This window comes from Sporosarcina sp. So3-204 (genome assembly GCF_058068165.1).
Map to the genome: position 1 here is coordinate 102,123 of NZ_CM176485.1, position 14,807 is coordinate 116,929.

General features: G+C 42.0%; 7 protein-coding genes, 11 tRNA genes and 4 rRNA genes. 18 read left to right on the forward strand and 4 right to left on the reverse strand.

What is annotated here, in order from left to right:
- The first annotated feature begins 92 nt into the window (after nucleotides 1-92).
- From rrf (AC3RV6_RS00460) to AC3RV6_RS00545, 18 genes are all read left to right on the forward strand, one after another.
- Nucleotides 93-208: ribosomal RNA gene (gene rrf / locus AC3RV6_RS00460) — 5S ribosomal RNA — on the forward strand.
- Between the two features lie 70 nt (nucleotides 209-278).
- Nucleotides 279-354 (forward strand) — tRNA-Val (locus tag AC3RV6_RS00465).
- Nucleotides 355-367: 13 nt separating this feature from the next.
- Nucleotides 368-443: transfer RNA gene (locus tag AC3RV6_RS00470), tRNA-Thr, on the forward strand.
- A 5-nt stretch (nucleotides 444-448) separates the two neighbouring features.
- Nucleotides 449-521 (forward strand) — tRNA-Lys (locus AC3RV6_RS00475).
- A 39-nt stretch (nucleotides 522-560) separates the two neighbouring features.
- Nucleotides 561-642, forward strand: a tRNA-Leu gene (locus AC3RV6_RS00480).
- 8 nt (nucleotides 643-650) lie between these two features.
- Nucleotides 651-725: transfer RNA gene (locus AC3RV6_RS00485), tRNA-Gly, on the forward strand.
- An 11-nt stretch (nucleotides 726-736) separates the two neighbouring features.
- Nucleotides 737-825: transfer RNA gene (locus AC3RV6_RS00490), tRNA-Leu, on the forward strand.
- Between the two features lie 46 nt (nucleotides 826-871).
- Nucleotides 872-948: transfer RNA gene (locus tag AC3RV6_RS00495), tRNA-Arg, on the forward strand.
- A gap of 21 nt (nucleotides 949-969) precedes the next feature.
- Nucleotides 970-1,043: transfer RNA gene (locus AC3RV6_RS00500), tRNA-Pro, on the forward strand.
- 11 nt (nucleotides 1,044-1,054) lie between these two features.
- Nucleotides 1,055-1,127 (forward strand) — tRNA-Ala (locus tag AC3RV6_RS00505).
- Nucleotides 1,128-1,377: 250 nt separating this feature from the next.
- Nucleotides 1,378-2,933: ribosomal RNA gene (locus AC3RV6_RS00510) — 16S ribosomal RNA — on the forward strand.
- Nucleotides 2,934-3,240: 307 nt separating this feature from the next.
- Nucleotides 3,241-3,317 (forward strand) — tRNA-Ile (locus AC3RV6_RS00515).
- Between the two features lie 12 nt (nucleotides 3,318-3,329).
- Nucleotides 3,330-3,405: transfer RNA gene (locus AC3RV6_RS00520), tRNA-Ala, on the forward strand.
- Nucleotides 3,406-3,637: 232 nt separating this feature from the next.
- Nucleotides 3,638-6,593: ribosomal RNA gene (locus AC3RV6_RS00525) — 23S ribosomal RNA — on the forward strand.
- Nucleotides 6,594-6,747: 154 nt separating this feature from the next.
- Nucleotides 6,748-6,863 (forward strand): 5S ribosomal RNA (rrf, locus tag AC3RV6_RS00530).
- Together the 16S, 23S and 5S rRNA genes with 11 tRNA genes alongside form the textbook arrangement of a ribosomal RNA operon.
- Before the next feature lie 344 nt (nucleotides 6,864-7,207).
- Nucleotides 7,208-7,882, forward strand: a complete 675-nt coding sequence (locus tag AC3RV6_RS00535) for a response regulator transcription factor (protein ID WP_489747540.1) — start codon at nucleotides 7,208-7,210, stop codon at nucleotides 7,880-7,882.
- A complete protein-coding gene (locus AC3RV6_RS00540) occupies nucleotides 7,879-9,261 on the forward strand; it encodes a sensor histidine kinase (RefSeq protein WP_489747541.1) in 1,383 nt (460 codons plus the stop codon). The genes AC3RV6_RS00535 and AC3RV6_RS00540 overlap by 4 nt, the downstream gene beginning before the upstream one ends.
- Before the next feature lie 75 nt (nucleotides 9,262-9,336).
- Complete coding sequence (locus AC3RV6_RS00545) at nucleotides 9,337-9,726, forward strand: hypothetical protein (protein ID WP_489747542.1); 390 nt, start codon at nucleotides 9,337-9,339, stop codon at nucleotides 9,724-9,726.
- 115 nt (nucleotides 9,727-9,841) lie between these two features.
- Here the strand turns inward: AC3RV6_RS00545 and AC3RV6_RS00550 are convergent, their stop codons facing one another.
- The 4 genes from AC3RV6_RS00550 to AC3RV6_RS00565 all read right to left on the reverse strand — a co-directional run bounded on the left by AC3RV6_RS00550 (nucleotide 9,842) and on the right by AC3RV6_RS00565 (nucleotide 14,462).
- Entirely contained in the window at nucleotides 9,842-10,507 is a 666-nt protein-coding gene (locus AC3RV6_RS00550; protein WP_489747543.1) for a 3'-5' exonuclease, read from the reverse strand.
- Nucleotides 10,508-10,547: 40 nt separating this feature from the next.
- Complete coding sequence (locus AC3RV6_RS00555; protein ID WP_489747544.1) at nucleotides 10,548-12,386, reverse strand: DUF294 nucleotidyltransferase-like domain-containing protein; 1,839 nt, start codon at nucleotides 12,384-12,386, stop codon at nucleotides 10,548-10,550.
- A gap of 180 nt (nucleotides 12,387-12,566) precedes the next feature.
- Nucleotides 12,567-14,114, reverse strand: a complete 1,548-nt coding sequence (locus AC3RV6_RS00560; RefSeq protein WP_489747545.1) for a solute symporter family protein — start codon at nucleotides 14,112-14,114, stop codon at nucleotides 12,567-12,569.
- Nucleotides 14,115-14,129: 15 nt separating this feature from the next.
- Nucleotides 14,130-14,462, reverse strand: a complete 333-nt coding sequence (locus AC3RV6_RS00565) for a DUF485 domain-containing protein (RefSeq protein WP_489747546.1) — start codon at nucleotides 14,460-14,462, stop codon at nucleotides 14,130-14,132.
- Between the last annotated feature and the right edge of the window lie 345 nt (nucleotides 14,463-14,807).

Sequence of the window (14,807 nt, forward strand, 5' to 3'; positions counted from 1 at the left end):
TTTTGAAAGAACAATTAATTTCTTTCAAAATAATGCTTGCAATTTGCATTAAAAATGATATAATGAATAATGTCCTTAAAAGACTTTATAAGTATGGTGGCGATAGCGAAGAGGTCACACCCGTTCCCATCTCGAACACGGTAGTTAAGCTCTTCAGCGCCGATGGTAGTTGGGGGTTTCCCCCTGCAAGAGTAGGACGTTGCCATGCTTGTAATATTTATTACATAGCAATAGGACTTAAAATGATTCAGTAGCTTATAACATCTAAATTATACCCAGGAGGATTAGCTCAGCTGGGAGAGCACCTGCCTTACAAGCAGGGGGTCGGCGGTTCGAGCCCGTCATCCTCCACCATTATTTAATCGACGCCGGAGTAGCTCAACTGGTAGAGCAACTGACTTGTAATCAGTAGGTTGAGGGTTCAAGTCCTTTCTCCGGCACCACTTTTGTGCCATTAGCTCAGTTGGTAGAGCATCTGACTTTTAATCAGAGGGTCGTAGGTTCGAATCCTACATGGCACACTATTTTATGACTTATAGTATTCGTCATAAATACATTATGCGGGTGTGGTGGAACTGGCAGACACGCTAGACTTAGGATCTAGTGCCTTCGGGCGTGGGGGTTCGACTCCCTTCACCCGCACTTTTATTGCGGAAGTAGTTCAGTGGTAGAATACGACCTTGCCAAGGTCGGGGTCGCGGGTTCGAATCCCGTCTTCCGCTCCATATATTTATTTGCCGGGGTGGCGGAACTGGCAGACGCACAGGACTTAAAATCCTGCGGTGGGTAACTACCGTACCGGTTCGATTCCGGTTCTCGGCACCATTTTTTATAGAGTTTTTTATATTCCGTTTTATACCGTTTTTTATATGCGCCCGTAGCTCAATTGGATAGAGCGTCTGACTACGGATCAGAAGGTTGTGGATTCGACTTCTGCCGGGCGCGCCATAATTTTATTTGTCTTATAATCGGGAAGTAGCTCAGCTTGGTAGAGCACTTGGTTTGGGACCAAGGGGTCGCAGGTTCGAATCCTGTCTTCCCGATCTTTAAATATGGGGCCTTAGCTCAGCTGGGAGAGCGCCTGCCTTGCACGCAGGAGGTCAGCGGTTCGATCCCGCTAGGCTCCACCTTATGAACCTTGAAAACTGAACAGCAAAACGTCGATATAAGTCATTCGTGTTTACACGATATGATTAACAACTCAGGACGCTTCGGCGCACTTGAGTATAAACGTTTCTATATGAAACAAAATTGTCATTCAATAGAAGTAGTTAACGCTACAACTATTAATGCCAGCAAAAAGAAATGAGCTTTCATTTTCTTTATGTTGTTGGCCTTTGGTGCATAACGCTATGCGAAGTGTATTGGAAGTCAACTATTATGGAGAGTTTGATCCTGGCTCAGGACGAACGCTGGCGGCATGCCTAATACATGCAAGTCGAGCGAACGAAATTTGGAGCTTGCTTCAAATTTTGTTAGCGGCGGATGGGTGAGTAACACGTGGGCAACCTGCCCTGCAGATGGGGATAACTCCGGGAAACCGGGGCTAATACCGAATAATCAGTTCGTCCGCATGGACGAACTCTGAAAGACGGTTTCGGCTGTCACTGCAGGATGGGCCCGCGGCGCATTAGCTAGTTGGTGGGGTAATGGCCTACCAAGGCAACGATGCGTAGCCGACCTGAGAGGGTGATCGGCCACACTGGGACTGAGACACGGCCCAGACTCCTACGGGAGGCAGCAGTAGGGAATCTTCCACAATGGACGAAAGTCTGATGGAGCAATGCCGCGTGAGCGAAGAAGGTTTTCGGATCGTAAAGCTCTGTTGTAAGGGAAGAACACGTACGGGAGTAACTGCCCGTACCTTGACGGTACCTTATTAGAAAGCCACGGCTAACTACGTGCCAGCAGCCGCGGTAATACGTAGGTGGCAAGCGTTGTCCGGAATTATTGGGCGTAAAGCGCGCGCAGGCGGCCTGTTAAGTCTGATGTGAAAGCCCCCGGCTCAACCGGGGAAGGTCATTGGAAACTGATAGGCTTGAGTACAGAAGAGGAAAGCGGAATTCCACGTGTAGCGGTGAAATGCGTAGAGATGTGGAGGAACACCAGTGGCGAAGGCGGCTTTCTGGTCTGTAACTGACGCTGAGGCGCGAAAGCGTGGGGAGCAAACAGGATTAGATACCCTGGTAGTCCACGCCGTAAACGATGAGTGCTAAGTGTTAGGGGGTTTCCGCCCCTTAGTGCTGCAGCTAACGCATTAAGCACTCCGCCTGGGGAGTACGGCCGCAAGGCTGAAACTCAAAGGAATTGACGGGGACCCGCACAAGCGGTGGAGCATGTGGTTTAATTCGAAGCTACGCGAAGAACCTTACCAGGTCTTGACATCCCACTGCCCGGTATAGAGATATACTTTTCCCTTCGGGGACAGTGGTGACAGGTGGTGCATGGTTGTCGTCAGCTCGTGTCGTGAGATGTTGGGTTAAGTCCCGCAACGAGCGCAACCCTTGATCTTAGTTGCCATCATTAAGTTGGGCACTCTAAGGTGACTGCCGGTGATAAACCGGAGGAAGGTGGGGATGACGTCAAATCATCATGCCCCTTATGACCTGGGCTACACACGTGCTACAATGGACGGTACAGAGGGTCGCCAACCCGCGAGGGGGAGCTAATCCCATAAAACCGTTCACAGTTCGGATTGCAGGCTGCAACTCGCCTGCATGAAGCCGGAATCGCTAGTAATCGTGGATCAGCATGCCACGGTGAATACGTTCCCGGGTCTTGTACACACCGCCCGTCACACCACGAGAGTTTGTAACACCCGAAGTCGGTGAGGTAACCCTTAGGGGAGCCAGCCGCCGAAGGTGGGACAGATGATTGGGGTGAAGTCGTAACAAGGTAGCCGTATCGGAAGGTGCGGCTGGATCACCTCCTTTCTAAGGATATATGTCCATAGTCGGATTACACCTTTGGTGTATGAAAGCTAGGCATACGGAAAATCGACGTTTTGCGTTCAGTTTTGAAGGTTTATTAAAGATTAATTAAGCGTTTTTTGCTTAACTAATCGTCCATAAATACTAATCAAAACAGCGTTTTGATATTGAGGCAATTTTCGAGGGTTCAATCGGAAATGTACTGCCGGAATACGCTTAGCGTATACGATATCTTAACAAATAAGCTACACCTGTTTTGAACTTTGTGGTTACTAATAATAATTCAAATCTTGCACATAATTATTTGAAGGGGCCTATAGCTCAGCTGGTTAGAGCGCACGCCTGATAAGCGTGAGGTCGATGGTTCGAGTCCATTTAGGCCCACCATTAATTTCTTTCGGGGCCTTAGCTCAGCTGGGAGAGCGCCTGCCTTGCACGCAGGAGGTCAGCGGTTCGATCCCGCTAGGCTCCACCAACTTACTCCACTTGGGGTATTTTTGTTCTTTGAAAACTGGATAAAACAATAATTGAAACAAATCAAGAATCAACCAAGATAAACAGAACTTCGTTTATCTATGATAAACATGTTTTTGTTTATTTTAAAGAACGACCTTTTTACGAAACGTAGATTTTTACATCGCTGTAAGATTACGTTTATTTAAAAGATAAGAATTAGCGACGCAATGCGACGTTAAGACCTATTTTTTGGTTAAGTTAGAAAGGGCGCACGGTGGATGCCTTGGCACTAGGAGTCTATGAAGGACGGCACTAACACCGATATGCTTCGGGGAGCTGTAAGTGAGCTTTGATCCGAAGATTTCCGAATGGGGAAACCCACTGCTCGTAATGGAGTAGTACGTTTACGTGAATACATAGCGTAATCGAGACAAACCCGGAGAACTGAAACATCTAAGTACCCGGAGGAAGAGAAAGAAAAATCGATTCCCTGAGTAGCGGCGAGCGAAAAGGGAACAGCCCAAACCAGGAAGCTTGCTTCCTGGGGTTGTAGGACATGCTATACGGAGTTACAAAGGAATGGATTAGGCGAAGCGACCTGGAAAGGTCCGCCGTAGCGGGTAATAGCCCCGTAGTCGAAAGTTCATTCTCTCCAGCATGTATCCTGAGTACGGCGGAACACGTGAAATTCCGTCGGAATCCGGGAGGACCATCTCCCAAGGCTAAATACTTCCTAGTGACCGATAGTGAACCAGTACCGTGAGGGAAAGGTGAAAAGCACCCCGGAAGGGGAGTGAAATAGATCCTGAAACCGTGTGCCTACAAGTAGTCAGAGCCCTTGTTGACTTTCCTTCGGGAGAGTCACGGGTGATGGCGTGCCTTTTGTAGAATGAACCGGCGAGTTACTGATTTCATGCAAGGTTAAGCAGAGAATGCGGAGCCGCAGCGAAAGCGAGTCTTAATAGGGCGAATTAGTATGAGGTCGTAGACCCGAAACCAGGTGATCTACCCATGTCCAGGGTGAAGGTAAGGTAATACTTACTGGAGGCCCGAACCCACGTATGTTGAAAAATGCGGGGATGAGGTGTGGGTAGCGGTGAAATTCCAATCGAACCTGGAGATAGCTGGTTCTCTCCGAAATAGCTTTAGGGCTAGCCTCAAACTTTAGAATCTCGGAGGTAGAGCACTGTTTGGACTAGGGGCCCATCCCGGGTTACCGAATTCAGACAAACTCCGAATGCCGATGATTTATGTTTGGGAGTCAGACTGTGGGTGATAAGATTCATAGTCGAGAGGGAAACAACCCAGACCACCAGTTAAGGTCCCCAAGTCTCTGTTAAGTGGAAAAGGATGTGGCGTTGCCCAGACAACCAGGATGTTGGCTTAGAAGCAGCCACCATTTAAAGAGTGCGTAATAGCTCACTGGTCGAGTGGCGCTGCGCCGAAAATGTATCGGGGCTAAACAGAGCACCGAAACTGTGGACTTACATCTTAGATGTGAGTGGTAGGAGAGCGTTCTAGGGGCGTCGAAGTTAGACCGTAAGGACTAGTGGAGCGCCTAGAAGTGAGAATGCCGGTATGAGTAGCGAAAGAAGGGTGAGAATCCCTTCCACCGAATGCCCAAGGTTTCCTGAGGAAGGCTCGTCCGCTCAGGGTTAGTCGGGACCTAAGTTGAGGCCGAAAGGCGTAGACGATGGATAACAGGTTGATATTCCTGTACCACCTCCCCGCCGTTTGAGTAATGGGGGGACGCAGTAGGATAGGGTGAGCGCGCTGTTGGTTATGCGCGTCTAAGCAGTGAGGTGTGAAATGAGGCAAATCCCATTTCTATAACATTGAGCTGTGATGGCGAGGGGAATTATTCCCTGGAGTCCCTGATTTCACACTGCCAAGAAAAGCCTCTAACGAGGCGGGAGGTGCCCGTACCGCAAACCGACACAGGTAGGCGAGGAGAGAATCCTAAGGTGATCGAGAGAACTCTCGTTAAGGAACTCGGCAAAATGACCCCGTAACTTCGGGAGAAGGGGTGCTCTGGTAGGGTGTTAAAGCCCGAGAGAGCCGCAGTGAATAGGCCCAGGCGACTGTTTAGCAAAAACACAGGTCTCTGCAAAACCGCAAGGTGATGTATAGGGGCTGACGCCTGCCCGGTGCTGGAAGGTTAAGGGAAGAGGTTAGCGCAAGCGAAGCTTTGAACCGAAGCCCCAGTAAACGGCGGCCGTAACTATAACGGTCCTAAGGTAGCGAAATTCCTTGTCGGGTAAGTTCCGACCCGCACGAAAGGCGTAACGATCTGGGCACTGTCTCAACGAGAGACTCGGTGAAATTATAGTACCTGTGAAGATGCAGGTTACCCGCGACAGGACGGAAAGACCCCGTGGAGCTTTACTGTAACCTGATATTGAATTCTGATGCAATCTGTACAGGATAGGTAGGAGCCTTAGAATCCGGAGCGCTAGCTTCGGAGGAGGCGTTGGTGGGATACTACCCTGATTGTATTGGACTTCTAACCCATGCCCCTTATCGGGGCAGGAGACAGTGTCAGGTGGACAGTTTGACTGGGGCGGTCGCCTCCTAAAGAGTAACGGAGGCGCCCAAAGGTTCCCTCAGAATGGTTGGACATCATTCGCAGAGTGCAAAGGCATAAGGGAGCTTAACTGCGAGACCTACAAGTCGAGCAGGGTCGAAAGACGGGCTTAGTGATCCGGTGGTTCCGCATGGAAGGGCCATCGCTCAACGGATAAAAGCTACCCCGGGGATAACAGGCTTATCTCCCCCAAGAGTCCACATCGACGGGGAGGTTTGGCACCTCGATGTCGGCTCATCGCATCCTGGGGCTGTAGTCGGTCCCAAGGGTTGGGCTGTTCGCCCATTAAAGCGGTACGCGAGCTGGGTTCAGAACGTCGTGAGACAGTTCGGTCCCTATCCGTCGCGGGCGCAGGAAATTTGAGAGGAGCTGTCCTTAGTACGAGAGGACCGGGATGGACACACCGCTGGTGTACCAGTTGTCTTGCCAAAGGCATAGCTGGGTAGCTACGTGTGGACGGGATAAATGCTGAAAGCATCTAAGCATGAAGCCCCCCTCGAGATGAGATTTCCCATTACGCAAGTAAGTAAGATCCCTCAGAGATGATGAGGTTGATAGGTCCGGGGTGTAAGTACGGCGACGTATGTAGCTGACGGATACTAATTGATCGAGGACTTAACCAAATAACGTAAGAAGCAAGTGGGCTGATTCCCCTGATTTGTGAAGATTATCTGTTTTATTCAGTTTTGAAAGAACAATTAATTTCTTTCGAAATAATGCTTGCAATTTGCATTAAAGGTGATATAATTTATTAATAACCTTAAAAAGGCTATACAGTTTGGTGGCGATAGCGAAGAGGTCACACCCGTTTCCATCTCGAACACGGTAGTTAAGCTCTTCAGCGCCGATGGTAGTTGGGGGTTTCCCCCTGCAAGAGTAGGACGTTGCCAAGCACTGAAGAAGTCATTACCTTAAATGGTAGTGGCTTTTTTTTGTTTTTAAAAATACCTTTTTATCGTAAGATTAAATTAAATAATAATTATTCTCTTCAGTGCGAAAGTAGTTGGGGGTTTCCCACTGCAAAAATCTAGGATTCCAAAAGAATCCTAGATTATCTGCGTGATTTACGTGGACTTTGCGGAAATAAAAGTAAGTGTTTTTAATATCAATAATAATCTAAAATAAACCTAATAAGTTATAAGTATTACTCATAACTATTATATAAATGGTAAGATGATTTCTAGGACGATTAATAATCCATGAAAATTAAGCTCAAATTATACAGGAGATGTTAAATATGAATATACTTGTTGTAGATGATGATCCAAATATATTGGAACTTGTTAGCATTCAATTGATGTCGGCAGGTTACACTGTAATAAAGGCGTCAAATGGTTATGAAGCGCTTGAAAAGTTAAGTGTAGAACTACCGGATCTTGCGGTAGTTGATATTATGATGCCTGGTATGGATGGCTATACCTTAACAAGGAAGATTCGTACGGAAGCGGACATACCAGTTTTATTACTAACAGCAAAGGGCGAACTTGATGATAAAGAAAAAGGTTTCCTAGCAGGTTCAGATGACTATGTCGTAAAGCCATTTGAACCGAAGGAATTGTTATTCCGGATTAATGCGATTCTTCGTAGGTATGACAAGGCGGTAGATGTTTTTATACAGGCCGGGCCGTTAAAGGTAAATAGACAGAGTTATGAGGTGTCTGTCGGTAAAAAAGTAGTGCTTCTTCCTTTAAAGGAGTTTGAGTTACTTTCAATTCTGGCCTCTAAGGTAAACATGGTTTTCACACGTGAGATGCTACTAGAGCGCGTATGGGGCTATGATTATGAAGGTGATGATCAGACATTGAATGTACATATTAAACGAGTTAGGGATAAGCTAGAGCGTTTAACAGAAGAGGTGACAATTTCAACTGTGCGTGGCGTTGGCTACAAACTTGAGGTGAAAGATAGATGATGAAGTCGTTATATGGAAAGTTCGTTGTGATTACAGTTGCAACAATGTTTGTAAGTGGACTACTTGCTTTTTTAGCTATGAATACATTTTACCATCAGAAGTTAAAAGGACAAAATGATGAAAAGAATATGAATATCGCAAAAAGTATTAGCCAGTTTATTATAGAAGAAAAAGATCTTGATGTTGAAAAGTATTTAGAAACGCAGTCTGCAACGGGTTATAAGTTATATATTGTTGACGAAAGCAAGCAAGCAACTTTATATGGTGAAAGCTTTCGTTTAAATAATCTCTCAAACGAATCTGTGAATAAAGTATTAGGTGGAGAACTTTATCATGGAATGAGAGATTTACCAGGGGAGACATTTGTAACTGGTTTTTTTTCGGATGAACTTGCGAATACTGTAGGGGTACCCTTTAAGCATAATGGAAAGGTTTATGCACTCTTCTTAAGACCAGATGTGAAAATGCTATTTACAGAAGTACATTATCTTCTCGGTGGTATGGTGCTGGTTATGGCGGTTGTTAGCTTAATTGCTATGTTGATTGTAGCTAAAGAAATGATTAAACCTATTTCAAAGTTAACCATTGCTACACAAAAGGTTGGGGAGGAAAAATTTACTGGTAAACTTCATATTAATCGCAGAGATGAAATTGGACAATTAGCTAAAAGTTTTCAAAGAATGACTGAGAAATTAGGAGAGAATGATCGTATTAGAAAGGAATTTATTAGCGATGTGTCACATGACTTTCAATCACCTCTACTCAATATAAAGGGTTATTCGGAGCTTCTATTAGAAAGTAATCTTCCAGAAGAAAGTCAAAGAAATTATGCAAATGTTATTCGAACAGAGACGGAACGTTTGTCGTTATTGACAAAGCAGCTTTTGCTTTTGACTTCGTTGGACCAATTATCAACTCCGTTTGAGAGCAAAGAGTTTAGGCTAGATGAACAATTAAAAGAAACGATTCGAAAATATAGGTGGTTGCTTGAAGAGAAAGAACTAACTTTATCTATGGATATTGAGGAAGTTCAAATAATTGGAAATCCGGCATTTCTTGAGAAAGTATGGGAGAATTTATTGTCAAATGCGTTAAAATATACAGAAAATGGCGGAATAATTGAAATTGAACTAATAGATAAAGAGGAAGTTGTGGAGATAATAGTACAGGACAATGGAATCGGGATTGCTGAAGAGAACCTTGGAAGAATTTTCGACCGTTTTTATAGGGCAGACAATTCAAGAACTCAGAAAATAGGCGGAACGGGTCTAGGGCTTGCTATCGTTCACCAAGTCGTAAAGCTACATGGTGGAAAGATAATCGTTAATAGTAACAAAGGTAAAGGCACTGAATTTACTGTGACTTTACCAAAGTTGTAATGTCTAGTTAATACTCTGTTCATATTGAGAATTTAAGATAGGATTATCATATGAACAATACGGGAGGAATTTATTATGCAAGAAAAATGGAGTTTACGCTTAATTCGTCTGGCTGCAATATTTGGCTTAATAGGTACAGTACTAGGCTCACATATGGCAGGGTCTGGATCATATGCCTTTAAACCAATTCATGCACATATATTACTAGTTGGTTGGTTGTCTATGTTCTCGTGGGGTGTCTTTTACAAGATTTATAAAGTACGTGCAAAAAAGCTATTGGCATTTCATGGTTGGTCTGCTATTATCGGATCGATCGGTCTTACGACGGGTATGTGGTTACAGTTCTTAAAACCATTTGATATAAATCCCACATTTTCACTTATCTTTTATATCGTTGGCGGAACTGTTCTGCTAATTAGTTTTGCATTGTTTGTAGTTATGACTTTTATGACTGAAAAGAAATAATATTTAAGTGTTATTACTATTAAGATGTTACTAGTTTTGAAGTAAATACTGGATAAAATGACCCTTCAAATAAATTGTTTGGTCATTTTATTTTTTTGATTTATAATAATATTATTTAAAAATGCGAAGCGTGTTGATGTAATCGACCGTTTCTAACTCTAATTAAATCAGCTAAGGTTGTTATGTTTTTTAATTCAAGTCTATTTAATATTTCTACAAATAAATGGGCAGTTGTTAGTGCGTCTCCTAGTGCACGGTGGCGTTCAAATGTTTTAGTACCATATTCTTTAGCATAAGCTTCTAGATCGAGTTGATCTCCATGTGGATTTAAATGATTTATCAAATCAAACGTATCGAAAGAGGAAGGCTGCTCAAAGGAATACTTTTCCCGACTAAGCTCTTTTTTTATAACCATCTCATCAAAGCTAATATGATGCCCAATCCAACCTGCGCTTTTGTTATCTTCTATATATTGAAAGTAACTTTCTATTGCTTCAAGGGGAGATGGTGCTGTATCTACATGATGTTGTTCAATTGATGTCAGTTTAATAATGTTTTTTGGTATTTCACGTGAGGGATTGACGAAAGTCTGAAATGTTCTGTCTGTTACTTCCAGTTGTTCGACATGTACTGCCCCTATTTCAATGAGACGGTCATCTGCTCCAATTGCAAAGCCCGTTGTTTCTGTATCGAAGATTGTGAAGGACATATTCCGTAATTTAGTATCAAGTTGTATTGGCTGATTCAATGCGTAATTTAACCGCTTTTTCCTCCAGAACATACTCTTTCCCCCATACTTTTAAATTGATGTCAATTTACATCTAAAGTTTTGTAAGTAGATGTGATTGCAACGAGCGTGTGGTGTTTAACATTGATTTAATTTTATCTTGTTCCCATTTTCGAATATGTGCAAATTTAATTTCAGTTGTAATTTCTTCCCCACGAAGATGTTTTTTCCAAGACATTTGTATTCTTGTGCTAAGTGCTACTTCATAAGCATGTCGAAGATCCTCTGCAAATTCAGCTGAAATCTCCTTTTTACTTACTAAACCATCCAATAATTGTAAAGGCGTAGCATTAATAATATTGTTATGGACGCCAAGTATTTGTAAACAATGATGTAGTGGGAATAAAGCATGCATTTTAATGTCAATTGTCTGACGTTTTTCTTTCCCTTTAAATAGAGCTAGGAAGGACTGCTGTTCCAATTGAGGAATAGGGTTATCCTGTTCTTGTTGAGCCATATAATAGAGAAATGTTTGTGAGTACATTAATTGCCTTTGAACCATGTCGATAAATTGTTCATTTAAATAAGAATCTCCAAACAGAAAGCGGAAAGACAAAAAATTATAGCCTAATAAAATATGGTCATTCGTAGATTCTATCGCCCAAGTGCGAAGTCGTTGTTGCCATTCGGTTACAGAACCACGCCAGTTACTTTCGCTCGACATCATTAATCCCTTACATCGAGAATAACCCGCTTGTTCTAGATAAAGAACAATTTCATTACCAAGTAAGGCAAAATATTTGTCTACAATGTGTTTATCGCCACTTTTTATGTCTGCATAGACAAGAAAATGATCTTGATCAGTTAACATAAACTGTTCACCTCTTGCGCCACTGCCCATTTGATACCAGGAAAATGGAACTGGTGGCGAACCTTTACCTTGTACTACAAGTGATTTTATCGCAAGATCTATGCATTGTCGTGCTAGTCTGTCGTAAAGCTTTGTAATAATTTCTAGAGTATGAATAGTGGAAATCTCATCGCTTACTAAACTTGATAATACATCATAAATTGCATTTTTTACAACGGGTAGATTTTCAAAGGAAGCCTCTTCAATAGTCTTCAGAATGCCCATTGATCCTCGGTCCCTCTTATAAATCAAATTTGAAAACGTCACTACTCCGATTAAACGCTCTTCCTCAATAACTGGTAAATGCTTCACGCCGTATTTATAGAATGTAGACAGCACTTCATAATAATAATCATGTTGTGATACGGTATGCAGCTTTCTAGTCATGATATCTTCTGCTCTTATAGGGCCGCTCAGTCCATTAGCTACAACTCGTTGAACTAAGTCTTTTTCCGTTACTATACCTAGAAGTCGTTTTTTGTAATCAACAACCATGACAGAACTTATAGACTTTTCTACCATTATTTGTGCAATATACTGAATTAGAGCATCCTGATTTACAGTGATTGCTGGCGTATTCATTAAGTCTTTAACGCGTCTTACATACTGCTCGCTTTCTCCCCATTCATTTGCTAATTTAACCTGTTCTCCTAGTGATGAGTAGACGTTTGCTAATCTCGAAGACATTTTTCTCATAACAAAATCGCGAACATCTCTAACTTTTAATCTTTTTTGTATAACTGAGTAAGGAATTTGTAAACAATGTGAATCAGCTATAATATTCATCGCTATCTTATGACGGTCAAGCGGTCTAATTGACTCTCCTAAATAGTTCGCGAAGTTTGAGAAACCTACAATTTCACCCTCTTGTAGAATTTCTAGAACTACTGGTGATTTGTCTTCAGACTTAATAAAGACTTCGGCCATTCCCTTTAGAATAAGTAGCAAACCCTCGTCGGGGCTTCTGAAGTAATCAATTATTTCAGATCTTTTGTAATGACAAAGTTTACATTCTATCATCATTTTTGAAAACTCTTCTACTGATATATTTTTAAACAATGGCTGTTCGTGTACAATTTGATAAAGTTCTTTCTCGCTTATCATATTAATTGTCGTAAGCCTCCCTATTTAAAAATATCCCCCTCGTCTACTTTAAAAGTAAGAAGAGGGGGATACAGTTTACTTGTTAAATATTATTTGAAATTAATTTTCTAATTCTCGGTAACCGGTTTCTGCTTTAAATTTAACTTCAGCGTAAGATATTTCTTCGGCCTCAATTTTCTTAGCACCCAACATTGTACCGACAACAGCGGCTAGGAATCCAGCGGGAACTGAAACAATAGCTGGGTTCGCATAAGGGAAAATTGGATTTCCGACGAAGAATGCTGCACCTTCTACTGGGTTTACGACACTTGGGCTCATTGCAACGAGTACAAGTGCTGTTATTAAACCTGTTAACATTGAAGCTACTGCACCTGTCGTATTAAATTTCTTCCAATAAATTGTTAAAAGAATTGTTGGTACGTTTGCGGATGCAGCAATACAGAATGCAAGTGAAACTAGGAACGCAACATTCAATTTTTCTGCCCCAAGAGCTAAAATGATTGAAACTGCAGCAACACTTAGTGAAGCAATTCTTGCAGCGCGTACTTGTTGTTTCTCTGTAGCTTTACCTTTTTTAATAATTTCTCCGTAAATATCGTGTGCGATTGCAGAAGCACCTGAAAGAACGAGACCAGCAACAACTGCAAGAATTGTAGCAAATGCAACTGCGGCAACGAACGATTCTAATGCAGGACCACCTAGCACACCTGCAAGCATTGGTGCAGCCATATTTCCAGCAGCATTTTCTGCAATAATTGCATCAGCACCAACAAATTTCGCTGCGCCGAATCCTAGGAAAATTGTTAGAACATAGAATATACCAATAATCCAAACCGCATAAATTACAGAAGAACGAGCCGTTTTTGCATCTTTTACTGTAAAGAAGCGCATAAGAATATGTGGTAATCCTGCCGTACCTAAAACGAGCGCAATTAGGACGGATATCAGACCAATTGGATCTTTATAGACCACGCCGGAGTGTAAGAATGCATCGCCGTGTGGGGTAGCTGTTCTCATGACTTCGAACATGCCGATAAAATTGAAGTTGAATTTCAATAAAACAAGGAACGAAATGATGATAGTTCCTATCATAAGTAAGATAGCTTTAATAATTTGTACCCAACTTGTAGCAGTCATACCACCGAATAGAACGTAGATTGTCATCATGACTCCAACGATAAGGACCGAGAGCCAGTAGTCAATTCCCAATAGTAATTTAATAAGTGCACCTGCACCTACGAGCTGAGCAAGCATGTAAAATAAAACAATCGTAATTGTATTTAGTGCTGCAGCTCCACGAACCTTTTTAGCACCAAAACGTGAACCAATCATATCAGCCATTGTAAATTTACCAAGATTACGAAGTGGCTCAGCAATTAGGAATAATACAACTAGATAAGCTGTTAACCAACCAACACTGTAATAGAAACCATCAAACCCATTAAGAGAGATGGCGCCTGCAATACCAAGGAATGAAGCAGCTGACAAGTAGTCTCCTGCAATGGCCATTCCGTTTTGCCAACCGGTTAGTGATCCACCAGCTGTATAAAAATCACTCGCAGTTGTGGTCTGTTTAGCAGCCCAGTATGTAATAGCAAGTGTTAGTATAATAACTGAAAGAAATATTGCTATTGATATAAAATCCACGTGTATACCCCTCCTTTATTTTATAACGTGTTTTTTAATAATTGCGTCGACGTCGGTATCAAACTCTTTTGCTTTATTCATATATATGGAGGTTAAAACCCAAACCATTATGAATATGCTAAATGAATATACCCAAGTCCAAGTCATATGACCGATTGCATCGTTTTCAAGAATAGAAGTATAGCTTGTTAGAATTGGTAGTGTAAAGAACACTACGAAGAATAAAATGACAAATGGTCTTGAAAACCTAGCTTTCTTTTTCACTAATGATTTGAATTCAGGTGTTTCTACAATCTTTTCATAATCAGGCACAATTGCTCCGGAATTCTTTTTCTTCTGAGTACTCATGATCTCATCCCCTTTCTAAGTTATTAAAACTAAATTTCTCTCTATTGATTGTAATCGGTTTCATAAATATCTATTAATCTGTCCTGTGAAGACTTCACTTTATGGACAGTAGATTAATATGAATATTCTTATATTACCCTGGACTTACAATAGCAAACAATTAATGAATAGGCAAGCTATCATTTGTAAAATTAGGCACTAAGTTAATCAAATATACCTACATTATTAGCAAGGTTTTGTATGAATCAACAATCATTATAATGATGTTTTGTTTACTGCAACAGCACAGGAAACAATTTTACATTTTATGAAACTCAAAGTACATTGAAAGTATAACCTTCTCAT